Source organism: Devosia rhodophyticola (genome assembly GCF_028816475.1).
Classification (GTDB): Bacteria; Pseudomonadota; Alphaproteobacteria; order Rhizobiales; family Devosiaceae; genus Devosia; species Devosia rhodophyticola.
Window position 1 is genome coordinate 3,312,454 of the sequence record NZ_CP118247.1, and the last position, 23,220, is coordinate 3,335,673.

Here is a 23,220-nt window from a genome sequence, read left to right on the forward strand (position 1 = left end):
GCCAACCAAGAATCAGCCCAGTGACAGATCAGCCAGAAGCCGGAAGCGGTTCGTCTCCTTCCGATATCGAGAACATCTCCATTACCGACGAAATGCGCAAATCATATCTCGATTACGCCATGAGCGTGATTGTGAGTCGCGCGCTGCCGGATGTCCGGGATGGTTTGAAGCCGGTGCATCGGCGAATTCTCTTCTCGATGAGTGAGAATGGCTACGAATGGAACAAAGCCTATCGCAAATCTGCGCGTGTCGTGGGTGATGTGATTGGTAAATATCACCCCCATGGCGATCAATCGGTCTACATGGCCCTGGTACGCATGGCGCAGGATTTTTCAATGGGACTGATGCTCATTGATGGGCAGGGAAATTTTGGATCGGTCGACGGCGATATGCCTGCTGCGATGCGCTATACTGAAGTGCGCATGGAGCGGGTCACTAATACCCTGCTGGACGATCTAGACAAGGACACGGTTAATTTCCGTGAAAACTATGACGGCTCGGAAAAAGAGCCAGTGGTGTTGCCGGCGCGGTTCCCCAATATGCTGGTCAATGGCGGCGGCGGCATTGCTGTTGGCATGGCGACCAATATTCCGACGCACAATCTGGGTGAAGTGATTGATGCAGCGCTGATGCTCATCGGTAATCCGGATGCAACTGTCGATGAATTGATGGATGTGTTACCCGGTCCCGATTTCCCAACGGCGGGACTGATTTTGGGGCGTCACGGAATTCGCTCCGCCTACGAGACGGGGCGCGGGTCGGTGATGATGCGCGGTCGCGTAGTCATCGAAGAGGTGCGCAAAGAGCGCGAAGCCTTGATCATCACCGAGATACCTTATCAGGTGAACAAGGCCTCGATGGTTGAAAAGATCGCTGAACTGGTGCGTGACAAGCGTATCGAAGGCATTGCCGACATGCGCGACGAGAGTGATCGCAACGGCATGCGCGTCGTGGTCGAGATCAAGCGTGATGCCTTGCCCGACGTCGTGTTGAACCAGCTTTATCGCTTTACTCCGCTGCAGTCTTCATTCGGGTGCAATTTTGTTGCGCTCAACGGCGGCAAGCCGCAGTTGATGAACCTGCGGGAAATTTTGACAGCGTTTGTAGCCTTCCGTGAGGAAGTGGTGACGCGGCGTGCGCGGTTCCTCTTGAACAAGGCGCGTGACCGCGCCCACATCCTGGTTGGTCTGGGCGTTGCTGTTGCCAATATCGACGAGGTTATTGCTTTGATTCGTACCGCGCCCGATCCGGCGACGGCGCGGCAGCAGTTGATGACGCGGAACTGGCCGGCTCATGATGTGGCGCCGCTGATTGCGCTGATCGACGACCCGCGCCACCGGATCAATGAAGATGGCACGTTCAACCTCTCAGAGGAGCAGGCGCGAGCCATTCTGGAATTACGTCTGGCGCGGTTGACCGCTCTGGGGCGCGATGAAATTGGCGAGGAACTCAACGGATTGGGCGTTGAAATCGCCGATTATCTGGAAATTTTGCGATCCCGCGAACGGGTAATTGCCATTATCCGCGACGATCTGACGGCGATCAAAGAGCAGTTCGCTTATCCTCGTAGAACCGAAATCACCGACAGCGCTGCTGATTTTGATGATGAAGATCTAATCGCGCGCGAAGACATGGTGGTTACGGTCACTCATGGCGGCTACATCAAGCGGGTGCCGCTGTCGACCTACCGTGCACAAAATCGTGGGGGCAAAGGGCGTTCGGGTATGTCGACGCGCGACGAGGATTTCGTGTCGCGGTTGTTTGTTGCAAACACTCACACGCCGGTTCTGTTCTTCACGTCGCGCGGTATCGTTTACAAGCTCAAGGTTTGGCGTTTGCCGATCGCGGCACCGCAAGCCCGTGGCAAGGCATTGATCAACATCCTTCCGCTGGAGCAGGGGGAGCGGATCACCTCGATCATGCCTTTGCCTGAGGATGAAAGCAGTTGGTCCGATCTGGACATCATGTTTGCCACAACGCGCGGTACGGTCCGCCGGAATTCCTTGGCCGATTTTGTCGAAGTACGCCAAAACGGCAAAATCGCCATGAAACTGGATGAAGGCGATGGCATTGTTGGTGTCGACACGTGCTCTGCCAGCGATGATGTGTTGCTGACCACTGCGCTGGGACAGGCGATCCGCTTCCAGGTTGGCGATGTTCGCGTCTTTAAGGGGCGCGACTCCATGGGCGTCCGTGGCATCCAGCTGGCAAGCGGCGACAAGGTCATTTCCATGGCCATCCTGCACCATTTTGAGGCGGTATCGGACGAACGATCTGCCTACCTCAAGATGAGCAGGGCGGTTCGCGGCGAGGCGGAAAACGAAGAGACCGCCGCAGACGATAGCGACGAGACAACCGTTTCGGGTGAGTTGAGCCAGGAACGGTACGTGGCAATGAGTGCGGCCGAACAGTTCATCCTAACGGTATCAGAGAATGGCTACGGCAAGCGTACGTCCAGCCATGAATATCGCATTACCGGACGCGGCGGCAAAGGCATCGTGGCGATGGCGGTCAACAAGCGGAACGGTTCGTTGATTGCCTCCTTCCCGGTTTCGCCGGAAGACCAAATTATGCTGGTGACCGATGCGGGACAGATGACCCGTATGCCGGTCGAAGGCAAAAAGCCGATCCGTATCGTATCGCGCGGCTCGCAGGGCGTTATCGTATTCGATACGGCCGAACGCGAGAAAGTCGTCTCGGTGGAACGGATCAGCGAGCCGGACGAGGATGAGGTTGAAGACGAAAATTCAGAGGCCGAAAATCCAGAGGCCAAAGGTGATCCGGAAACGCCGGACGAGCCCACCGCAGAGTGAATTTGAGATCGGGCTCCTTTTTGGAGCCCGTTTTTTTGCCTAGCTCAACGCGCCCGATGCCAGCAGGCGCAACGCCTCCGGGTAAATTCGATGTTCCTCGACCAGAATGCGGGCCGCTAGCGTTTCCGGTGTGTCACCGGGAAGGACCGGCACTTGTGCCTGAAGTATCGTGGGCCCTTCATCAAGGCCGGGCGTCACAAAGTGCACAGTGCAACCGTGCACTGAAGCGCCATCGGCCAGCGCGCGCGCGTGGGTGTCGAGTCCTCGATAGAGCGGCAAGAGCGAGGGGTGGATATTGATAAGCCGACCGGCCCAATGCAGCGTAAATTCGGGCGTCAGCATGCGCATGAAGCCTGCGAGGCAGACGATGTCGACATGCCATTCTTCGAGTTTTTGCGTGAGCGCCAAGTCGAAGGCCTCACGGCTTTCAAATTGGCTTTGGGCCAACGAGAAAGTTTTGAGGCCGTGGGATGATGCGATTTTCAAACCCGGCGCTGCCGCGCGGTTCGACCCGACGCCGACTATTTCGGCGGGGTAGTCGGCTGATTTGCAAGCGTCGATAAGCGCAGACATATTTGAGCCGCGTCCTGATATCAGAATGGCGACGCGCTTCTTGCTCACAATGCCAACGCACCATCGAATGATACCGCTTCGCCGGTCCGTTCGGTCAGTTTGCCAACGATCGTAGCGGTTTCACCCGCAGCCGTCAGTTGATTGGCCAATTCGGGTGCATCTTCGGGCGCAACAGCAATCAACATGCCGACACCGCAATTAAAGGTGCGCAACATCTCGCGTTGGCTCATGCCGCCGCTGCGCGACAGCCAACCAAATACCTTGGGCACGACAATCGCACCGAGATCAACATGAGCCGCAAGGTGGTCGGGCAGGACGCGCGGAATGTTGTCAATGAAACCGCCGCCGGTAATATGGGCCAATGCTTTGATGGACAGCCCCGATTTTAGCGCCGCCAGGAGCGGTTTGACGTATATCCGCGTTGGCGTCAGCAAGGCTTCGGACAGTGACTGGCCAGCAGAGAATGGTGCGTCCATGAACCAGTCGACGCCGGAAACTTCGACAATTTTGCGGACTAGCGAATATCCGTTGGAGTGGACGCCCGACGACGTCAGCGCCACGAGCACGTCGCCAGCAGCAATGTCCTTGCGCGGCAAAAGTGTTCCGCGTTCGGCAGCGCCAACAGAAAAACCCGCAAGATCGTAATCCTTGCCATGATACATACCCGGCATTTCTGCCGTTTCGCCGCCAATAAGAGCGCATCCGGCCTGTCGGCAGCCTTCGGCTATGCCCTCAACAATCGATGTCGCCTGTTCCACATCGAGGTGACCGGTTGCCAGATAATCGAGGAAAAACAGGGGTTCGGCACCCTGAACGATGATATCGTTTACACACATGGCAACGAGGTCGATGCCGATCGTGTGATGCCGACCGGTTTCGATGGCGATCTTGAGTTTGGTGCCGACGCCGTCATTGGCGGCAACCAGCACAGGATCAGTAAAACCCGCGGCTTTCAGGTCGAACAGGCCGCCGAAGCCGCCGATTTCCCCATCGGCACCGGACCGCCGTGTCGAGCGAACGGCTGGTTTGATTGCTTCAACCAGCGCATTGCCAGCATCAATGTCAACACCAGCCTGCTTGTATGACAGTCCGTTTGGTGGCAGGTTTTGCTTGTCGGACATGGGCCTCAGTGCCAATTTTTGGAAAATTCGGGTTTGTGGGCATCGGGAGCACCTAAGCAGTTGAACTTTACAGTGCCGACCGATAACAGGCTGATAGCTTTTCCACCATTGTGACGCAAGGGTCGCCCACCGTATGACATTGCGAAATCAAGTGTTGATCTGGATAGCGTTCCTCGTTGCATTGAGCCTGTTGGTTTGGCTGTTCAGAGGCATCCTGTTGCCGTTCGTGGTTGGCGCTGCGCTCGCCTACCTGCTTAATCCGCTGGTCAACCAGATGCAGCGCTGGCATTTTAGCCGCGGTTGGGCGACGGCCGTCGTGTTGCTCACTGTCATCACCGTAGTGCTTGGCCTGTTTTTCATGCTGGTGCCGCTGGTCGGGCAGCAGGTGGTGGGACTGGTGCAGCGATTGCCAGGATATGCGGCAGATCTCCAGGCATTGGCGCGACGTTGGGCGCCCGAACTTAATCAATGGCTGGGCCCTGAAAGAGCCGCCCAGGTCGAAGCGACCGTTACCGATCTGTTGGGCCGCATGGTCGGCATTGTTGCTGTGGTTTCTGGCGAAATTGTCTCCAGTGGAATGACTGTGCTTAGCGCCATCGGCTTTGCAATCTTCACGCCGGTCGTGGCGTTTTATCTGCTGCTGGACTGGGAAGGCATGGTCCGGGGGTTGCAGGGGCTTTTGCCACGCGATCATCGTAGCGAGATCAACGACATTCTGGGCGACATCAACAGCTCGATGGCCGGGGTGATCAGAGGGCAGGGCGGCGTCGTATTGATCGACATGGCCTATTATGCCACCGCTTTAAGCCTTGTCGGGTTGAACTTCGGTCTGGCAATCGGATTGATCGCCGGATTTCTCAGTTTTGTGCCGTTCCTCGGGTTTACGCTCGGGTTCGGTTTGTCCATGGGCATCGCATTTGTGCAATTCGGTGATAATTGGGTGCTGATTGCTGTAGTTTTTGCGATCTACATGATTGGCCAGTTCATCGAGGGCAATGTACTTTATCCCAAACTGGTCGGGTCGAGCATCAATATCAATCCGGTCTGGCTGATGTTTGCCTTGTTGGCTTTTGGGGCACTGTTTGGATTTGTCGGTCTGCTGCTCGCAGTTCCGCTGGCGGCCATCGGTGCTGTGCTAATCAGATTTGGCGTTGCAAAATACAAGGCGAGCACACTTTATCTCGGTCATAATGGTGGCTCTGGCGGCGATCCGGTATAAGATCGTGTCATGATATCGAGCGAAAGACCGCTGGTTGGTTCACGTGGGCAAATGGCGCTGGAATTGGGCCATACCCCTGCGCTGGCAATGTCTGACTTTCTGGTGGGTGATGGCAACAGGCTCGCCTATCGTCGGATCCTGGACTTTCCCGGTTGGGGCGACCCGTTCACAGTTGTTGTCGGTCCGCCGAAGTCAGGCAAGTCCCATTTAGCGCGGATATTCGCTGACCGCAGCGGTGCGGTGCCCGCCAGCCCCGATGAACTGGAAGGATTGGCTCGGTCGGGTGGAGATCATCCCTTGGTAATCGAGGACATTGATAGTGGAAAGTACGAGGAAACGTCGCTGTTTCACTTGTTAAACCAATCGCTGCGTGATCAACGGCCTCTGCTGATGACTGCCCGTTCAGAGGTCACCAAATGGCCATTTCAAACCAACGATGTGTTGTCACGCGCGCGGCGGGCTGTGGTGTTCAATGTTTCTATCACCGATGACATTCAATTGTCACAGATGTTGGTGAAACTGTTCGCTGACCGTCAAGTGAAGGTTGATCCCCGAATCGTGGGCTATGTCGTGGCGCGGATGGAGCGTTCGACCGAAGAAGTAGCCAAGCTCGTAGACTTGATGGATCGGCTGGCCCTTGCAGAAAAAAGTGCGATAACGCGCGGCATTGCCGCCGCAGCGCTTGAGCGTCGGCAGAGCGAGCGCGGCGAGTCGTTTCGCGATATTGAAGGTGAAAGTGATGAATGAAATGAGCGAGCTGAGCGAGTCTGAAGTCGCCGGACCTGATGTCCAGGCGCTGCGCTCCAGTCCGGCCCGCTTTGTCAATCGGGAAGTCAGTTGGCTCCAGTTCAACATGCGCGTGCTGGAAGAGGCCAGCAACGAGGCCCACCCATTGCTTGAACGGCTGCGGTTTGTTTCCATCTCGGCAAATAACCTCGACGAATTTTACATGGTGCGCGTTGCAGGTCTTAAGGGACAGATGCGGGCGGGCCTAACAAAACTGAGTGCTGACGGTCTGACGCCAACCGAACAAATCGATGAAATTGCGACCCTTGCCCAACATTTGCAGCTTGAGCAGCAGGACCAGTGGCAGACGGTCAGGGAAGCACTGTTCGAACAGAATGTTGTCATTCACGAAGCCGATGATCTGGGTGCCGAGCAAGTTGAGTACCTGCAAAAACTGTTTCGCGAAGAAATATTCCCCGTACTGACGCCGATTGCGGTCGATCCGGCGCATCCATTTCCGTTTATTCCCAATCTGGGTTTGGCGTTGGCATTTGAATTGAGCCGCCCCGATGGCGACACGCCGTTGACCGCGTTGGTTCGCCTGCCAAGCAATCTTGATCGCTTCATTAATTTGCCGACCAGTCTGGCGTCAGAGGGGCGCTCTGAAGTCGTCACCATTGATACGCTGGTGAAAATATTCTTTCATAAAATGTTTCCCGGCCATGAAGTGGTCGGCTCAGGCGCGTTTCGGGTTATTCGAGACAGTGAAATTGAAATCGATGATGAGGCCGCCGATCTCGTTGTCGAATTTGAAAGCGCTCTGCGCCAGCGGCGACGCGGACAGGTTATCCGCCTCGAGGTGGAAAGCTCGATGCCACGAGCGCTCAAGCGCCAGATCAGCGAGAAGTTGAGCGTCAAGGATGGCGATATTTTTGAAGTACAGGGATTTCTGGGTTTATCCGATGCCCGCAAAATCTGCGACATCGACCGCCCCGACCTGAAATTTCCGCCGTACCACGCGCGCTTTCCTGAACGTATTCGGGATCATAATGGCGATTGCTTCGCGGCAATCCGCGCCAAGGACATTTTGGTGCACCACCCATTTGAAACGTTTGACGTCGTGGCCCAGTTCCTGATGCAGGCAGCGCGCGACCCCGATGTTGTGGCCATCAAGCAGACACTTTATCGAACGTCAGCCGACAGCCCAATCATCAAAGCGCTGGTGATGGCGGCTGAAGCTGGCAAGTCAGTGACGTGTCTGGTTGAACTCAAGGCCCGGTTTGACGAAGAAGCCAACATTCGCTGGGCGCGCGATCTGGAACGAGCCGGGGCGCAAGTTGTTTTCGGATTTATTGAGCTCAAGACCCATGCCAAGCTCAGCCAGATCGTACGGCGCGAAAAGGGCAAGCTGGTAAGTTATTGTCACATTGGGACGGGAAACTATCACCCGATAACGGCTAAGATTTACACTGATCTAAGCTATTTCACAATTGATCCGGCGATAACCAGGGATGTCGCCCGCGTTTTCAATTTCATTACTGGCTATGCCCGTCCTACCGAACTCGAGACCATCGCGGTCTCACCGGTTAATCTACGCGATACGCTGATCGCGAATATCGAGCGGGAAGCCGCCTCCGCCAAGGACGGACGGCCTGCCTGGATCCTGTTGAAAATGAACTCACTCGTCGATCCGCTTTTGATTGATGCGCTTTATGACGCGAGCCAAGCGGGCGTCAAAGTCGATCTGATCGTTCGGGGGATATGCTGCCTTCGGCCTGGAATACCCGGATTTTCGGACAATATTCGGGTTAAGTCGGTGGTTGGGCGGTTTCTTGAGCACAGCCGGATCTATTGCTTTGGCAATGGTGAGGATATGCTCTCGCCGCGCGCTAAGGTCTATATTTCCTCAGCTGACCTTATGGGACGAAATCTGGACGGACGGGTCGAAGTGATGGTACCAATCCTGAATTCGACGGTGCACAAGCAGATTCTTGATCGCATTCTCGGTGCCTATTTGCGTGACAACCAGCAGAGCTGGGAAGTGTTGCCGGATGGCAGTTCGCATCGTGTGCGCACGCTGGATGGTGAGGAGCCTTTCAACGCACATGATTACTTCATGACCAACCCCTCTCTGTCGGGGCGCGGACGCGCTGGTGCCGGGGAGGGCGACGAGGGCATCGATTGAACCAGTTCTGGGGCGTAGACGCTGATCCCACTGCACAGGGACGGATCAAGGGCGCAAAACCTGTTGCCGTGCTCGATATCGGCTCCAACTCCGTTCGACTTGTGGTTTATGAGCGGCATGCCCGATCCCTTACTCCTTTATACAATGAGAAGGCTGCCTGTGCCCTGGGGCGTGGCATGGCCTCCAGCGGTCGGCTGGCTGACGACAATATGGAGCGGGCGCTTGTCGCCATAAAACGCTTCGCGCTGGTGGTGCGATTGATGCGCGTCGGCAAGGTCCACATTCTGGCAACATCAGCGGTCAGGGAGGCAACGAACCGCACGGAGTTTGTTTCAGCCGTCGAAGAAGTCATGGGCAGCCCGGTCAACGTGCTCAGCGGCGAACAGGAGGCACATTTCGCAGCGCTTGGCGTCGTTGCAGGCATCCCGGATTTCTTCGGCCTCATCGGCGATCTGGGCGGCGGAAGCCTTGAACTTTCAACCATTGCAGATCGAACAGATACCAATGGAGAAACCCATGAACTCGGCGTCATTCGCTTGCAGGACGATAGCGACGGGTCGCCGAGCAAGGCAGCCAATATTGTTCGGGACCGACTGAAAAACTCCAAACTTGATTTGGAAAATGTCGGCCGCACGTTCTGCGCAATTGGTGGCACATGGCGGTCGCTGGCCAAGCTGCATCAGGTTTTGCGCGATTATCCCTTGCATATGGTTCAGCATTATTCGGTCTCCGCGAGCGATATGAAATCGCTTTGTGCCGAAATCATAGATGGTGGAAAGTCTTATACCGGCTCGGAAAATGTCAGCTCCTCGCGCCGTGATCTGGTTCCGTATGGAGCCGCCGTGATGGGCGAACTGCTCAAGGCTGGCAAATTCGACAATGTGGTTTTCTCGGCCCTTGGTGTTCGTGAGGGGTATTTGTTCGGCATGCTGGACAAGCGCGAACAGGCGGTCGACCCGCTAATCCAGGCCTCTGAAGAACTGTCGGTGCTGCGTTCGCGTTCACCAGCCCACGCCGATGATCTGATGACGTTCACCAGTCAGTTTTTCCTGGCGACGGGATTGAAGGAAAACGATGCGATGCGACGGCTCCGCGAGGTGGCTTGCCTACTAGCGGATTTGGGATGGCGGGCACATCCTGACTATCGCGGCCCCCAGAGCGTGGACGCCATTGCCTACGGATCGCTTATTGGCATTGACCATCCGGGACGGGCTTTTCTCGCGCAGGCCATCGCGGTGCGCTATGGCGGGATAAAGAACAAGGTTACCGCCGGACCATTGCAGGATTTGGCGGGCGCCGAGGGCAACGCAAGAGCCCGGTTGATTGGTGCGCTATTCCGCGTTGCCTATCCAATGTCAGCGGCCATGCCCGGCATTTTGCCACGCATCAATTTTGAGGTGCATGACGGCGCTTTGGTCCTGTTGCTGCCAGCGGACCTGTTGTTTCTTGATGGCGAACACCTGCGCAGCCGCCTGGATCAGTTTGGTGGCGTAGCCGGTTTCAAGCAGACGTCCATTCAGGTCGCTGTCTAAAAATTTGCGGCCGCTACTCGGCGGCCGCGTCTGACTCGACCTGAAATTCCACAATTCCCTTGCGCGTCGCCACAAGGCCAATACGACCATGTTTGATATCCAAGGCCTTTTCACCGAATAACTTTCGACGCCATCCCCGAAGCGGCGCAACGTCCGCCTCATCGTCGAGAACCAGTGCATCAATGTCATCAGAAGTCGCGATGATACGCGCGGCAACGCCATTCTGTTCAGCTACCGATTTGAGCAAGACGCGAACCAGATCGCCAATGGCACCCTTCGGCGAGGGACCGCGATAACGCTCGGGAAGTTTTGGCAAGTCGGCTTTGCTTATTTCCTCGACGGGCTTGAGCAGGGCAATAATTTCGCCTGCTGCCGCGCTTCTGCCAAAACCGCGCGGGACAGCCCGCAGTCGCTCAAAAGCCTCTGGCTTCAGCGGACGCTGCATCGCCAGTTCGAACAGTACGTCGTCCTTGAGAATGCGACTGCGGGGCTGATCGCTATCCTGGGCGCGCTTTTCGCGCCAGGCGGCAAGCACTTTGAGCGCCGCCAGATCGCGGGGACGATTAATCTTGAGTTTCAGCCGTTCCCAGGCGCGATCGGGCTGTACGACGTAGGTATCAATACTTCGCAATACCGTTAGTTCATCGTCGACCCAACCGGCGCGGCGCGTGGCTGCGACCTGCTTGGTAAGTTCACGATAGACGTCGCGAAGATGGGTGACGTCGGCCGCAGCATAGAGCCGCTGCTTTTCAGAAAGCGGGCGAGCGGACCAATCGGTAAACCGGGACGACTTATCAAGCTCAACTGCGGTTATGGCGCGTACCAGATTGTCATAGGAGACGCTATCACCGAAGCCGCAAACGCTGGCCGCAACCTGGGTGTCGAAGATATTGAGCGGAACCTTGCCGGTCAGCTTTACGAAGATTTCGATGTCCTGACGGGCGGCGTGGAATACCTTGGTGACGTCTGGATTGGCCAGCAGCGCAAAGAATGAGCTAAGATCGAGGGAAACTGCCAGCGGATCAATCAAGACCACTTCGTCGTCAGTGGCGGCCTGGATCAGGCATAGCTTGGGCCAATAGGTGGTTTCTCGCAAAAATTCTGTATCAACTGTTACGAAATCAAATTTGGCGGCGCGGTCGCAAAATGCTTCAAGCGCATCGGTCGTTGTCATCAATTCCATGCGGGCGTCCGTCCCAATTCTTTCTCAACTGTTACTATCAGGTGAAGCTCAATCACTCCAGAAGGGATTTGTTAAGGAATGTGAGTTGGTTAGAGTCTTTTCCATGAAAAGGGTAGCCAAACGGGCGGCAATGCTTGACAAGCTGGGCCGCTCATGCGTTTTTCCCGCCCAAACTATCGGCCAATATTGAACGGTTCCGCAATGACAAATCATCCATATCGTTCCCACACCTGCGCGGCCCTGAGCGCTGAAAATGCTGGGGAAACTGTGCGGCTTAGTGGCTGGGTGCATCGCATTCGCGACCACGGCGGCCTGCTGTTTATGGATCTGCGCGACCACTACGGCATGACCCAGTGTGTCATCGATCCAGATTCTCCGGCATTCAAGGAGGCCGAGAAGGTTCGCGCAGAATGGGTCATCAAGATCGACGGCGAGGTCAAGGCGCGGGCCGATGATGCGGTCAATCCCAATCTGCCGACGGGGGCGATTGAAGTTTACGTTCGTTCGCTGGAAGTTTTGGGATCGGCCATCGAATTGCCGCTGCCAGTGTTCGGCGAGCAGGATTATCCAGAGGATGTGCGCTTAAAGTTTCGCTTTCTCGACCTTCGTCGTGAACGGCTTCACCGCAATATCGTTACCCGATCGAAGGTAATTTCTTCGCTGCGCAATCGAATGACTGAGCGTGGGTTCATGGAATATCAGACCCCGATGCTGACGGCGTCGAGCCCGGAAGGCGCGCGCGATTTTCTGGTGCCGTCGCGTGTTCATCCTGGCAAGTTTTATGCGCTGCCGCAGTCACCTCAGTTGTTCAAACAACTGCTGATGATTGCAGGTTTTGACCGTTACTTTCAGATTGCCACCTGTTTCCGTGACGAAGACGGTCGGGCGGACCGCGCCGCAGAATTCACCCAGCTCGATATTGAGATGAGTTTTGTTGAGCAGGAAGATGTCTTTCAGGCCATCGAACCCGTGTTGCGCGGAATTTTCGAGGAGTTTGGCAACGGGTGGCGTGTGACGCAGGATTTCCCGCGCATTCCCTATCTCGATGCGATCCGGAAATACGGCACGGACAAGCCCGATCTCCGCAATCCCATCGAGATGCAGGCCGTTACTGAGCATTTCGCGGGTTCGGGTTTCAAGATTTTTGCCGGGCAGATTGCCAATGATCCAAAGGTCGAGGTATGGGCGATCCCCGCGCCAACTGGCGGAAGCCGGGCATTTTGTGATCGCATGAATGCCTGGGCGCAGGGCGAGGGTCAGCCTGGGCTCGGCTATATCTTCTTTAAGGAGGGGGCCGGGTCTGGACCAATCGCCAAAAACATTGGCGAGGAACGGACTGCAGCAATCAAGGCACAGCTTAATCTTTCTGATGGCGACGCCGTATTCTTTGTCTGTGGCCGACCAGACAAGTTCTACAAGTTTGCCGGTGACGCGCGCACCAAAGCGGGCCAGGACTTGAACCTTCTGGATCTGGAACAGTTCGCGTTCTGCTGGATTGTTGATTTCCCAATGTTTGAGTGGCTTGAGGAAGAGAAGAAGGTGGACTTCTCTCACAATCCATTCTCGATGCCTCAAGGTGGTTTGGAAGCATTGGAAAGTCAGGATCCACTCACAATTAAGGCTTATCAGTACGACTCGGTTTGCAATGGATATGAGTTGAGTTCAGGCGCGATCCGTAATCATCGTCCCGATATCATGCGGAAGGCGTTCGAAATCGCTGGCTATGAAGAATCGCAACTCGAAGAGCAGTTCGGCGGCATGTTGCGGGCTCTTCAGTACGGGGCACCGCCGCATGGTGGCATTGCCCCCGGTGTTGATCGCATTGTGATGCTGTTGACCCATGAGCAGAACCTGCGCGAAGTTACGGCGTTCCCCATGAACCAGCAGGCAGAAGACCTGTTGATGGGAGCGCCGACGCCAGCTTCGGCGCGTCAGCTTCGCGAATTGCACATCCGGCCAAACGTGCAAGACAAGTAGCGCTCCTTCAAAAGCGATAGTTTGCAAAGGGCAGGGCATTGGTCTCCTGCCCTTTGTTGTTTTGGGCGTTTCCCACGTTCGGAGATGCTTAACTAGCATTAACAGTCCATTAAAGGCTGACTGCTACTCAATGAGTGCAGTTTAAGATTTTGTGGATTCGTAGCTTGCAGTGGAGATACTCACATATCCTGATGTTGGTGGGCGCCATTTTGGCGTTCCTTCCTATATTCGGGGTCGATTATCTGCTCGATAATTACGTCCGCGAACGTGAAAAAAATAATGTTCAGCAGGCGGTTAGTTCGATTACCAGCCAGATCGAACATGTTGCGGATAGCTCCATAGCCTCGCTACGCACGATAATCGCCGAGAGCCCGTCGCTGTGTACGCCGACCTTCGTTGCCAATGCCCAACGTGAGATTGAGGGTAGTCTCAATTTGAAGCAGGTGCTGGTCGAGAATTCAGATGGCGTTCAATATTGTGACGCTTTTGGGCGCCAGGTCGCCTACTCACCAATTTCAGAAAATCTTCCCATTCCGGGGCACACCGAAACCATTACTGTCGTCAAGCTTGGCGACCTTTCAATGCCCGCACTCAAAATCACACAGACTTTCAGTCAGAGTAGGCGCATTTCGGTTTTCATGCCGCTGTTAGGGCAGGGTGCTGAGACGTTGAGTAACGATTTGAAGCCTGCCGCCATGGTGCGGGTTGTGTTGACCAACGGCACACCGATCTTGACTGTGGGCGATCCTCAGCCGTTTGACCGGAGAAGCACGAGCACCGAGTTCGTATCTGGAGTGTCTTTTGCTGGCGTGTTGCCGCTCAGAGCCGAGGCCGCCGTGCCATTTGCGATTGTCCGCGCCGGCTATGCCGATCTTGATGTCGGGTTCACGATCATCGCCTGTATCATGAGCGGGAGTTTTTTGATCCTTGCGTTGAAATATGTGCGCCGATCGAAGGTGCCTGCATTTGATCTTGAGCGCGCCATCGCGCGCGGGGAATTGAAGCCCTATTATCAACCCGTGATCAATCTCAAGACCGGCGCACTGGAAGGCTGCGAAGTTCTCTGCCGCTGGGAAAAACGCAACGGGGAAGTTGTGCCGCCGGGGGCGTTCATTGACTACGCTGAGGTGACTGGCCTGGCCATACCCATGACGCTGTCTCTGATGGAGCAGGTCAAGGTTGATCTCCAGGATGTCTGTCTGCGCATGCCTACAATGAAGATTGCTATCAATTTGTTCGAGGGTCATTTTAGAGATGGTGCAATCGTCGAGGATGTGGAGGCCATATTTGGCGGAACAAATATTAATTTCCGGCAGTTGGTTTTTGAAATCACCGAACGCCGCCCGCTAGCGAACTCGACACAGGCGCTCAGTGTTATTTCGGGGTTGCATGCGCTCGGCGCGCGACTTGCGATGGATGACGTTGGCACTGGACATTCGAATCTTGAATATATTCAGACACTTGGCGTTGATATCATTAAGATCGACCGAGTTTTCGTAAACATGATTCAGGATGGCATCACGCAAGTGCCGGTGCTGGACGGTCTGATTACCATGGCGCAAAAATTGGGCACCGAAGTCGTCGCTGAAGGCGTCGAAACCGAAGCGCAGGCGATCTATTTGCGCGCACACGGGGTAACCCAGGCGCAGGGCTTCATTTTTGCGCCAGCCCTAAAGGTTGGGGCGTTCAAAGAGTTGGCTTTGGCGCTTCACGCCACACAGGTTCCAAGACAGCGCATTGGCGCGGTGATTGAGCAGGCTGCCTAGCTCAAATGCGCACCTATGTGCGACCTACTCTTTATTTCTGAATGATTTGGTGGCACGAACGGGCTAAATGACGCTGCGAGAATAAGTCGTGGCGCGACGGCAATGGGTGGAGGATAAATCTGTGTCATCGGATATGAATGAACAGCGCAAGGCATTGCGTGAAGCAGCTCTGCATTTTCACGAGTTTCCAAAGCCCGGTAAGCTTGAAATTCAGGCGACAAAACCGCTGGGCAATCAGCGCGACCTTGCACTAGCTTATTCACCCGGTGTTGCAGCGCCTTGTGAGGAGATAGCCGAAGCGCCGGACGCGGCATTCAAATATACCTCGCGGGGTAATCTCGTTGCTGTGATTTCTAACGGCACGGCTGTGCTTGGACTTGGCAATATCGGTGCCCTTGCGTCCAAGCCGGTGATGGAGGGCAAGGCCGTCCTTTTCAAGAAATTTGCAGGCATCGACGTATTTGACATCGAAATCGACGAAACTGATCCAAAGAAATTTATCGAGGTCGTTGCGCCCCTCTGGCCTACCTTTGGCGGCATCAATTTAGAAGATATCAAGGCGCCGGATTGCTTTGAGATCGAGGAGACCCTGCGCGAGCGCATGAGCATACCGGTTTTTCATGATGATCAGCATGGTACCGCTATTATTGTGGGTGCCGCGGTTACAAATGGTCTCGAGCTTGCTGGCAAAAAGATCAAGGACGTCAAGATATGTGCCTCGGGCGCGGGCGCCGCGGCCATCGCCTGTCTCAACTTGCTGGTGGCATTGGGTGCTCGGCACGAAAATATCTGGGTTGCCGACAAGGACGGATTGGTCACGCACAAGCGTAATGACGTCAATGACAAATGGCGCGGGCAGTTCCGCCGGCAGAGCGACGCGACTACGCTTGCAGAGGTGATCGAGGGCGCAGACGTTTTCCTGGGGCTGTCTGCGGCGGGCGTTCTAAAGCCGGAAATGCTCAAGAAAATGGCGCCGCGACCGCTGATTCTGGCGCTTGCCAATCCCAATCCGGAAATCATGCCCGAATTGGCGAAAGAGACCCGGCCCGACGCCATGGTCTGTACCGGGCGGTCCGACTATCCCAATCAGGTCAACAATGTCCTCTGCTTTCCCTTCATTTTTCGAGGCGCTCTTGACGTTGGCGCGACAACAATCAATGAGGAAATGAAGCTGGCCGCGGTTAGGGCAATTGCCAAACTGGCCCACCAGCCGGGGCTGGAAGTATCACCGTCAGGTTCGCCTGCCGTGTTCGGCGCCGATCACATTATTCCCAATCCGTTTGATCAGCGGCTGATATTGCGCATTGCACCTGCGGTTGCGCGCGCTGCAATGGAATCTGGTGTGGCGCGCCGCCCGATTGAGGATTTCAAAGCCTACGGCGACACGCTCAATCGCTTCGTCTTCCGCTCCGGGTTGGTTATGAAGCCAATCGTCGAGCGTGCGCAGGGGCAGAGCAAACGCATTGTCTTTTCCGATGGCGAGGATGAACGCGTCTTGCGGGCGGCTCAGGTGCTGCTTGAGGATCGCATCGCCAAGCCGATCCTGATTGGACGCCCCGCTGTGATCGAAGCCAGATTGGAGCGGTTTGGACTTAACCTGCGGCCGGGCACTGATTTTGAGATCATCAACCCTGAGGATGATCCCCGCTATCGCGACTATGTGTCATTGTTCCATTCACTGGTGGGCCGCAGCGGCGTAACGCCCGATACGGCGCGGCAGGTCGTGCGCACCAACACTACCGTGATTGGAGCTCTTGCGGTCAAGAGGGGTGAGGCGGACGGCCTGATTTGCGGGCTGCAGGGTCGCTACATCAAGCATGTGCGCGATATTCGCTCCATCATCGGCCTGCAGGATGGCGTTGCTGATGTGTCGGCCATGTCGATGCTGATCATGCCCAATGGGGCGTTTTTCCTTGCTGATACCTATGTCAATCTTGATCCGACCGCTGATGAAATCGTCGGCATTGCCTTGCAAGCTCGCGACCATCTCAAGCGCTTTAGTATCGAAGCCAAAATTGCCTTGCTCAGCTATTCCAACTTCGGCTCTCGCGATGGCGACAGCGCCTACAAGATGCGGGAGGCCTATAACAAGCTCAAGGCAATTGCCCCCGATCTGATTGTCGAAGGTGAAATGCAGGGCGATCTGGCGCTCAATCAGGATTTACGTGAACGCTACATTCCCGACAGCATATTGAACGGTGAAGCCAATCTTCTGATTTTTCCCAATCTCGATGCCGCCAACCTTTCAATGACTTTGCTCAAGGAAATGAACAATGGCTTGTCGGTTGGTCCGATCCTGATGGGGCCGCGCTCGCCTGCTCACATTCTGACGCCATCCACAACCAGCCGGGGGATCGTCAACGTGGCGGCCATTGCTGCCACTGAGTCCCTGAGTCTGGAGGGTTGAGCCGTGTCTGTACTGCAAGAAACGACAATCCGCCATTCCGTGGTGTTTACGCTCAAGCATGCCCCGGGTTCCGAGGAAGAGAAGGCGTTCCTCCGCGATGCCAAAATTCTTGCGAACATTCCGGGCGTACTGAACTTTGAGCAGCTAAAGCAGGTCAGTCCAAAAGCCAGCTATGGCTTCGGCTTCGTCATGGAATTTTCAACACCGGCAGATTACGCGGCTTATAACACCCATCCCGATCACGTTGGCTTTGTCAAAACCCGATGGGTGCCGGAAGTTGAAACGTTCATGGAACTAGATTTCGAGGCCGTCCAGCGAGGAGCAACGGGGCGTTAAGGCATTGCAGTCCATAATCGGACAATTCAACGCCGGTATATGTGTCCATGTCCACCCGACTGAAACGTCCCCCATTTTGGCGCCCGCTCGCATTGACGGCGGCGCTCGTTGGTTTTCTCGGCTATCTCGGATTTTCCGCGATTGGCGGGCAATTTGGTATTGAAAGTCGCAAGGATATCCTTGTCGACATCGCCCGTTTGAGTGGGCAATCTGCGGCTCTGCAAGCCGAGATCGATGCTTACAAGCATCGCGCGACGCTGCTCAATGCCGACCGCCTCGATCCCGATATCATCACCGAGAAGGCGAGGGCGCTGCTCAATATGGCCAACGCGGACGACGTTATCGTCATGGTTGATCCAAACACGGGTAAACCAATAATGAGTTCATCTCAAAATTTAACTGAAAACAAGTTCAACTAATTTAATTTATACAATTCAGCTAGTTGCACGTAAGATAGCACCATATTCAGATTGCTATTGCGGTGGCCGGGGTTGTGCTAGGGTGCGGCAACAGGGCAAAATGGCCTTGCGGCAAACTCAAACGATCCGGAGCGTAACAGATGGCGCGTAGGGCTGTGGCCACCAAGGCCAAGACGCAAACGAATTCTCCCCAATTCAACAAGGAGCAGGAGTTGTCGGCTTATCACGACATGCTTCTTGTTCGGCGGTTTGAGGAAAAAGCCGGCCAGATGTACGGAATGGGCCTGATCGGCGGGTTCTGCCATCTCTATATCGGTCAGGAAGCGGTCGTCACCGGCGTCACCATGGCTTCGAAAAAGGGCGAAGACGCACAGATCACCGGTTATCGCGACCATGGACACATGCTCGTCATGGGACTTGAGCCCCGTGGGGTTATGGCTGAATTGACCGGTCGCGCGGGCGGATTGTCGGGTGGCAAGGGCGGCTCAATGCACATGTTCTCTCTGGAACACCGCTTCTACGGCGGCAACGGGATTGTAGGCGCTCAGGTGTCGCTGGGTACCGGTTTGGCTTTCGCCAGCAAATATAAGGGCGACGGTTCGGTCAGCATTGCCTATTTTGGTGATGGCGCGGCCAATCAAGGACAGGTTTACGAGAGCTTCAATATGGCCAAGCTCTGGAATCTTCCGGTCGTTTACGTGATCGAAAACAATAAATACGCCATGGGCACATCGGTTGAACGTTCGTCGGCGACAACAGATTTCTCGCAGCGTGGCCAGTCCTTTGACATTCCCGGTGAGCAGGTGGACGGTATGGATGTCCGCCTGGTTCATGATGCAGCCGAACGGGCTATTGAGCATGCGCGCTCGGGTAAAGGGCCGTACATTCTGGAAATGCTCACCTATCGATATCGCGGCCATTCAATGTCCGATCCGGCGAAATACCGAAGCAAGGACGAAGTGACCAAATACCGGCAGGAGCGCGATCCGATCGAACAGGTCAAGGCACGAATTCTGTCGGAAAAGCACGCGACTGAGGACGAGCTCAAGGAAATCGAGACCAAAATTCGCGCCATTGTTACAGAGGCAGCTGATTTCGCCACCAACGATCCAGAGCCCGATGCCTCGGAGCTGTGGACCGATATTACAATCAGCGCGTAGCGAGTTCGGTCTTGGCCATTCTGGTTGGTGTCATCATTGTACTGGCTCTCCTTGCACTGGCACTTGCCGTCCGGGAGGCGCAGGCAATGGTGCGCTTGTCGCCACAAAGCGACGGTTTGGCAGGTTTTTTCTGGCTGGGCTGGTGGAAATTTGGGGCGATCAAGGCCCGGATCAGCCCGGATGCCGCAGCGCGGTATGCGACTTATACCCGGGCCATCACCACTTTTCTGGTGTTGATCGTTCTGGGATCGGTGCTTAGCAGCATGTTCGGTAGTGCCGCTAGCAATTGAGTTTGAATGAAAGTGTCGTTTCGGGCCTACCCGTTTCGGCTTTGCCTATTAACTGCGGTTTCCGCTCGTCCGTATTTTTGATGCCTGGACGTTTCGGCAGGAGAGTTGAATGCCAAATATCTTGATGCCTGCGCTGTCTCCCACGATGGAAGAGGGCAAACTGTCCAAATGGCTCGTCAAAGAGGGCGACACGGTTTCGCCGGGCGATGTCTTGGCCGAAATTGAAACCGACAAGGCCACGATGGAGGTCGAGTCGGTGGATAGCGGCGTGGTCAACCAGTTGCTGGTCGCCGAGGGGACTGACAACGTCAAGGTCAACACGCCAATCGCCATAGTATTGGGCGAGGGCGAAAAGGCGGAAGATATCGAGGTCGCAAAGACTGTTCCCGAACCTGCAGAAGCTCCGGTGGTTGCTGCTGAAAATGGTGTAGACCCGGCTGCCGAAAAAACTGCCGCAGCGCCAAAATTCGAACCCGCCAGCGATCCGGATCTTCCTGCGGATGTCGAAATGGTCGAAATGACGGTTCGGCAGGCTCTGAACGAGGCAATGGCTGAAGAACTGCGTCGCGACAAGGATGTCTTCATTATCGGTGAGGAAGTTGCCGAATATCAGGGCGCCTACAAGATTACGCAGAACCTTCTGCAAGAATTCGGTCCCGAGCGCGTCGTCGACACTCCAATTACCGAGCATGGGTTTGCTGGATTGGCGGTTGGCGCGGCCTTTGCCGGGCTGAAGCCGATTGTCGAGTTCATGACCTGGAACTTTGCCATGCAGGCAATTGATCAGATCATCAATTCGGCTGCCAAACAGCTTTATATGTCTGGTGGGCAGGTTACCGCGCCGATTGTGTTCCGCGGCCCCAATGGGGTTGCCTCGCGCGTTGGAGCGCAGCATAGTCAGGATTATTCGGCATGGTATTCCCATGTCCCCGGATTGACCGTTATCGCGCCCTATAGTGCGGCCGACGCAAAGGGGTTGCTCAAGGCGGCCATTCGGTCGCCCAATCCCGTGATTTTCCTTGAGAATGAAGTGCTTTACGGCTCGACGGGCGAAGTGCCCAAGGTTGATGACTTTGTCCTACCAATCGGCAAGGCGCGCATCGCCCGGGCTGGTGCGGACGTGACTATCGTCTCGTTCTCTATGGGCATGCGTTATGCGACCCAGGCCACCGAGAAACTTGTCGCGGCTGGTGTCGATGTCGAACTGATTGATCTGCGCACTTTGCGGCCACTCGATATGGATACAGTTATTGCTTCGGTCAAAAAGACCGGGCGGCTTGTTACGGTGGAAGAGGGTTGGCCGCAGGGCGGCATCGGGGCCGAGATTTCTGCTCAGGTCAACGAACAGGCATTTGATTATCTGGACGCCCCCGTCATCCGGGTCACCGGCAAAGATGTTCCCATGCCCTATGCCGCCAATCTTGAGAAGCTGGCGTTGCCCCACGTCGATGACGTCATTGCAGCGGTCAACGCTGTGACCTACCGTTCGTAAGGGAGAGTTCTGATGCCGATAGAAATTACAATGCCGGCGCTTTCCCCCACAATGGAAGAGGGCAAGCTCGCCAAGTGGCACGTCAAGGAGGGCGATAGCGTTTCCTCGGGCGATGTTATTGCAGAGATTGAAACCGATAAGGCCACCATGGAAGTGGAAGCGGTTGATGAAGGCAAGATCGGCAAGATTGTTGTGGCCGAAGGCACCGACAATGTGAAGGTAAACGCAGTCATTGCGGTTCTGCTGGAAGAGGGCGAAAACGCTGATGCCATAAAGGCGTCTTCAACAGCGCCCAAGCCCGAGGCGGCGCCTGAACCAAAGGCAGAAGCCAAATCTGAATCGGGTGCACCCTCGCGCGTAAATTCAACTACGCAGGCCGCTGCGGCACCGGCTCCTTCGCCAGCACCGGCAAAGGCAGACGGCGAAAAAGTCTTCGCATCGCCTTTGGCGCGGCGGCTGGCAAAAGAAGCTGGACTGGATGTCGCCGCTATTGCGGGATCTGGTCCGCGTGGCCGTGTTATCAAAGCTGACGTGGAAGCCGCCAAGTCGGGCAAGGGAACCGTCGCCAAGGTTGGTGCTTCGGCCCCAGCGGGTGCAGCAATCGCTGGGGGCATGAGTAAGGCACAGGTGATTGCGCTCTATCCTGAGGATAGCTACGAGATTGTCGCTAACGACGGGATGCGCAAGGTTGTTGCCGCCCGTTTGACCGAAGCCAAACAGACTATTCCCCATTTCTATCTATCGCTTGATTGCCAGATTGACGACCTGTTGGCGGCCCGGGCGCAAATCAATGCGACTGCCCCGAAATCCAAGGAAGGCAAACCTGCTTTCAAGCTTTCGGTCAATGATTTTGTGATGAAGGCCTGGGCTGTTGCCTTGCAGCGGGTGCCGCTCGCCAACGCGACATGGGCCGAAGATTCGATCCTCTATCACAAGCGCTCAGATGTTGCGGTTGCCGTCGCCGTGCCCGGCGGGCTTTTCACGCCTGTCGTTAAATCGTGCGATACCAAATCGCTGCGTGAAATCTCCGAAGAGGTCAAAGATCTGGCTGGTCGTGCCAAGTCCAAAAAGCTGGCGCCGCACGAATATCAGGGCGGGGCAAGTTCGGTCTCCAATCTGGGCATGTTCGGGATCAAGCATTTCTCGGCGGTCATCAATCCACCCCATGGCACCATTTTGGCGGTAGGCGTCGGTGACGAGCGCGTTTATGCAGACAAAGGGCAGGTCAAGGTCGGCAATTTCATGACAGTGACGCTTTCCTGCGATCACCGGGCTGTTGATGGCGCTCTGGGCGCTGAAGTGCTGGGCGTGTTCAAGGGGTTGATCGAAACCCCCGTGATGATGCTGGCCTAGGGGCAGGGCATGAAATCCATACTTTGCTTTGGTGACAGCCTGACCTTTGGTGCCAATCCTCAACCAGATGGTGCGCGGCACGCACACGAAGACCGCTGGCCCGGCGCTCTTGAGGCGGCCATGGTTGGCAAGGCCCGGGTGATTGCTGAAGGTCTAGGTGGACGCACAACTGTCTATGACGATTGGGGCGCCAACGCCGACCGTAATGGGGCCCGGATTTTACCAACCCTTTTGGCCAGCCACGCGCCATTGGACCTCATCGTCATCATGCTGGGCACAAATGACATCAAACCCTCGGTTTGTGGCAGTGCCCGAGAGGCTTCATTTGGGATGCGGCGTCTGATTCAGATCGTGCGGGGACATTTTGCCAGTGTCGGCGAGCCAATTCCGAAAATACTGATCGTGTCGCCTCCCTTGGTATGCGCAAGCGACAACGCCGATATGATGGGGCATTTTGGCGGGTATGAGTATGCCCGCGGGCAATCCTTGCAATTTGGCGAACACTATCGTCGTCGTGCCGACGAAGAAGGCGTTGCCTATTTCGATGCTGCCAGCGTTGCCGTCGCTGATCCAGCGGATGGTGTGCATCTGGATGCGGCAAATACCAAAGCCATCGGCGCAGCAATCGTTCCGCTGGTTACTTCCTTGTTGGATCTCTGATCCCACAC

General features: G+C 55.7%; 18 protein-coding genes. 15 read left to right on the forward strand and 3 right to left on the reverse strand.

Annotation, left to right across the window (positions count from 1 at the left end; translation table 11 throughout):
• Positions 1 to 20 precede the first annotated feature (20 nt).
• Complete coding sequence (gene gyrA / locus PSQ90_RS16255) at positions 21 to 2,813, forward strand: DNA gyrase subunit A (RefSeq protein WP_282211293.1); 2,793 nt, start codon at positions 21 to 23, stop codon at positions 2,811 to 2,813.
• 39 nt (positions 2,814 to 2,852) lie between these two features.
• Here the strand turns inward: gyrA and purN are convergent, their stop codons facing one another.
• Together purN and purM are read right to left on the reverse strand one after the other, a co-directional pair.
• Complete coding sequence (gene purN, locus PSQ90_RS16260) at positions 2,853 to 3,434, reverse strand: phosphoribosylglycinamide formyltransferase (protein WP_282211294.1); 582 nt, start codon at positions 3,432 to 3,434, stop codon at positions 2,853 to 2,855.
• Positions 3,431 to 4,507 (reverse strand): phosphoribosylformylglycinamidine cyclo-ligase, encoded by a 1,077-nt coding sequence (gene purM / locus PSQ90_RS16265; protein WP_282211295.1) that lies wholly within the window; start codon positions 4,505 to 4,507, stop codon positions 3,431 to 3,433. Before purM ends, purN begins: the two co-directional genes overlap by 4 nt.
• 133 nt (positions 4,508 to 4,640) lie before the next feature.
• Here purM and PSQ90_RS16270 point away from each other — a divergent pair, with 133 nt between their 5' ends.
• The 4 genes from PSQ90_RS16270 to PSQ90_RS16285 are packed head-to-tail and all read left to right on the forward strand — an operon-like array spanning position 4,641 to position 10,169.
• Entirely contained in the window at positions 4,641 to 5,726 is a 1,086-nt protein-coding gene (locus PSQ90_RS16270; RefSeq protein ID WP_282211296.1) for an AI-2E family transporter, read from the forward strand.
• A 9-nt stretch (positions 5,727 to 5,735) separates the two neighbouring features.
• Complete coding sequence (locus PSQ90_RS16275) at positions 5,736 to 6,473, forward strand: P-loop NTPase family protein (RefSeq protein WP_282211297.1); 738 nt, start codon at positions 5,736 to 5,738, stop codon at positions 6,471 to 6,473.
• Positions 6,466 to 8,637, forward strand: coding sequence for an RNA degradosome polyphosphate kinase (locus PSQ90_RS16280; RefSeq protein WP_282211298.1), 2,172 nt, complete (start codon positions 6,466 to 6,468; stop codon positions 8,635 to 8,637). The genes PSQ90_RS16275 and PSQ90_RS16280 overlap by 8 nt, the downstream gene beginning before the upstream one ends.
• Positions 8,634 to 10,169: a Ppx/GppA phosphatase family protein gene (locus PSQ90_RS16285; RefSeq protein WP_282211299.1), complete on the forward strand. Its 1,536-nt coding sequence runs from the start codon at positions 8,634 to 8,636 to the stop codon at positions 10,167 to 10,169. Before PSQ90_RS16280 ends, PSQ90_RS16285 begins: the two co-directional genes overlap by 4 nt.
• A 13-nt stretch (positions 10,170 to 10,182) precedes the next feature.
• On the opposite strand, the gene rnd is transcribed toward PSQ90_RS16285, so the two are convergent.
• Positions 10,183 to 11,352, reverse strand: coding sequence for a ribonuclease D (rnd, locus tag PSQ90_RS16290; RefSeq protein ID WP_282211300.1), 1,170 nt, complete (start codon positions 11,350 to 11,352; stop codon positions 10,183 to 10,185).
• Positions 11,353 to 11,553: 201 nt separating this feature from the next.
• Here rnd and aspS point away from each other — a divergent pair, with 201 nt between their 5' ends.
• The 10 genes from aspS to PSQ90_RS16340 all read left to right on the forward strand — a co-directional run bounded on the left by aspS (position 11,554) and on the right by PSQ90_RS16340 (position 23,212).
• Entirely contained in the window at positions 11,554 to 13,329 is a 1,776-nt protein-coding gene (gene aspS / locus PSQ90_RS16295) for an aspartate--tRNA ligase (RefSeq protein ID WP_282211301.1), read from the forward strand.
• Between the two features lie 164 nt (positions 13,330 to 13,493).
• Positions 13,494 to 15,095 (forward strand): EAL domain-containing protein, encoded by a 1,602-nt coding sequence (locus PSQ90_RS16300; protein WP_282211302.1) that lies wholly within the window; start codon positions 13,494 to 13,496, stop codon positions 15,093 to 15,095.
• 133 nt (positions 15,096 to 15,228) lie between these two features.
• Positions 15,229 to 17,502: an NADP-dependent malic enzyme gene (locus PSQ90_RS16305; RefSeq protein ID WP_282213102.1), complete on the forward strand. Its 2,274-nt coding sequence runs from the start codon at positions 15,229 to 15,231 to the stop codon at positions 17,500 to 17,502.
• Positions 17,503 to 17,505: 3 nt separating this feature from the next.
• Positions 17,506 to 17,838 (forward strand): Dabb family protein, encoded by a 333-nt coding sequence (locus PSQ90_RS16310; RefSeq protein WP_282211303.1) that lies wholly within the window; start codon positions 17,506 to 17,508, stop codon positions 17,836 to 17,838.
• A 92-nt stretch (positions 17,839 to 17,930) separates the two neighbouring features.
• On the forward strand, positions 17,931 to 18,257 hold the full coding sequence (locus PSQ90_RS16315) for an FtsB family cell division protein (protein ID WP_282211304.1): 327 nt from the start codon (positions 17,931 to 17,933) through the stop codon (positions 18,255 to 18,257).
• Between the two features lie 140 nt (positions 18,258 to 18,397).
• Positions 18,398 to 19,417 carry a pyruvate dehydrogenase (acetyl-transferring) E1 component subunit alpha gene (gene pdhA, locus PSQ90_RS16320; protein WP_282211305.1) on the forward strand — a complete coding sequence of 340 codons (1,020 nt, stop codon included), beginning with the start codon at positions 18,398 to 18,400 and terminating at the stop codon, positions 19,415 to 19,417.
• Between the two features lie 11 nt (positions 19,418 to 19,428).
• On the forward strand, positions 19,429 to 19,707 hold the full coding sequence (locus tag PSQ90_RS16325) for a hypothetical protein (protein ID WP_282211306.1): 279 nt from the start codon (positions 19,429 to 19,431) through the stop codon (positions 19,705 to 19,707).
• Positions 19,708 to 19,816: 109 nt separating this feature from the next.
• Positions 19,817 to 21,199: a pyruvate dehydrogenase complex E1 component subunit beta gene (locus PSQ90_RS16330; RefSeq protein ID WP_282211307.1), complete on the forward strand. Its 1,383-nt coding sequence runs from the start codon at positions 19,817 to 19,819 to the stop codon at positions 21,197 to 21,199.
• 12 nt (positions 21,200 to 21,211) lie between these two features.
• A complete protein-coding gene (locus PSQ90_RS16335) occupies positions 21,212 to 22,552 on the forward strand; it encodes a pyruvate dehydrogenase complex dihydrolipoamide acetyltransferase (protein WP_282211308.1) in 1,341 nt (446 codons plus the stop codon).
• A gap of 9 nt (positions 22,553 to 22,561) precedes the next feature.
• The gene (locus tag PSQ90_RS16340) at positions 22,562 to 23,212 is read left to right on the forward strand and encodes an SGNH/GDSL hydrolase family protein (RefSeq protein WP_282211309.1); all 651 of its coding nucleotides are present in this window, start codon (positions 22,562 to 22,564) and stop codon (positions 23,210 to 23,212) included.
• Positions 23,213 to 23,220 lie beyond the last annotated feature (8 nt).

Excerpts from the sequence above, each read along its gene's own strand:
- PSQ90_RS16330 (WP_282211307.1), top strand. The coding sequence starts at position 19,817 with ATGCCAAATATCTTGATGCCTGCGCTGTCTCCCACGATGGAAGAGGGC.
- PSQ90_RS16270 (WP_282211296.1), top strand. The coding sequence starts at position 4,641 with ATGACATTGCGAAATCAAGTGTTGATCTGGATAGCGTTCCTCGTTGCA.
- PSQ90_RS16275 (WP_282211297.1), top strand. The coding sequence starts at position 5,736 with ATGATATCGAGCGAAAGACCGCTGGTTGGTTCACGTGGGCAAATGGCG.
- PSQ90_RS16340 (WP_282211309.1), top strand. The coding sequence starts at position 22,562 with ATGAAATCCATACTTTGCTTTGGTGACAGCCTGACCTTTGGTGCCAAT.
- rnd (WP_282211300.1), bottom strand. The coding sequence starts at position 11,352 with ATGGAATTGATGACAACGACCGATGCGCTTGAAGCATTTTGCGACCGC.
- aspS (WP_282211301.1), top strand. The coding sequence starts at position 11,554 with ATGACAAATCATCCATATCGTTCCCACACCTGCGCGGCCCTGAGCGCT.
- PSQ90_RS16335 (WP_282211308.1), top strand. The coding sequence starts at position 21,212 with ATGCCGATAGAAATTACAATGCCGGCGCTTTCCCCCACAATGGAAGAG.
- PSQ90_RS16280 (WP_282211298.1), top strand. The coding sequence starts at position 6,466 with ATGAATGAAATGAGCGAGCTGAGCGAGTCTGAAGTCGCCGGACCTGAT.
- PSQ90_RS16305 (WP_282213102.1), top strand. The coding sequence starts at position 15,229 with ATGAATGAACAGCGCAAGGCATTGCGTGAAGCAGCTCTGCATTTTCAC.
- purM (WP_282211295.1), bottom strand. The coding sequence starts at position 4,507 with ATGTCCGACAAGCAAAACCTGCCACCAAACGGACTGTCATACAAGCAG.
- pdhA (WP_282211305.1), top strand. The coding sequence starts at position 18,398 with ATGGCGCGTAGGGCTGTGGCCACCAAGGCCAAGACGCAAACGAATTCT.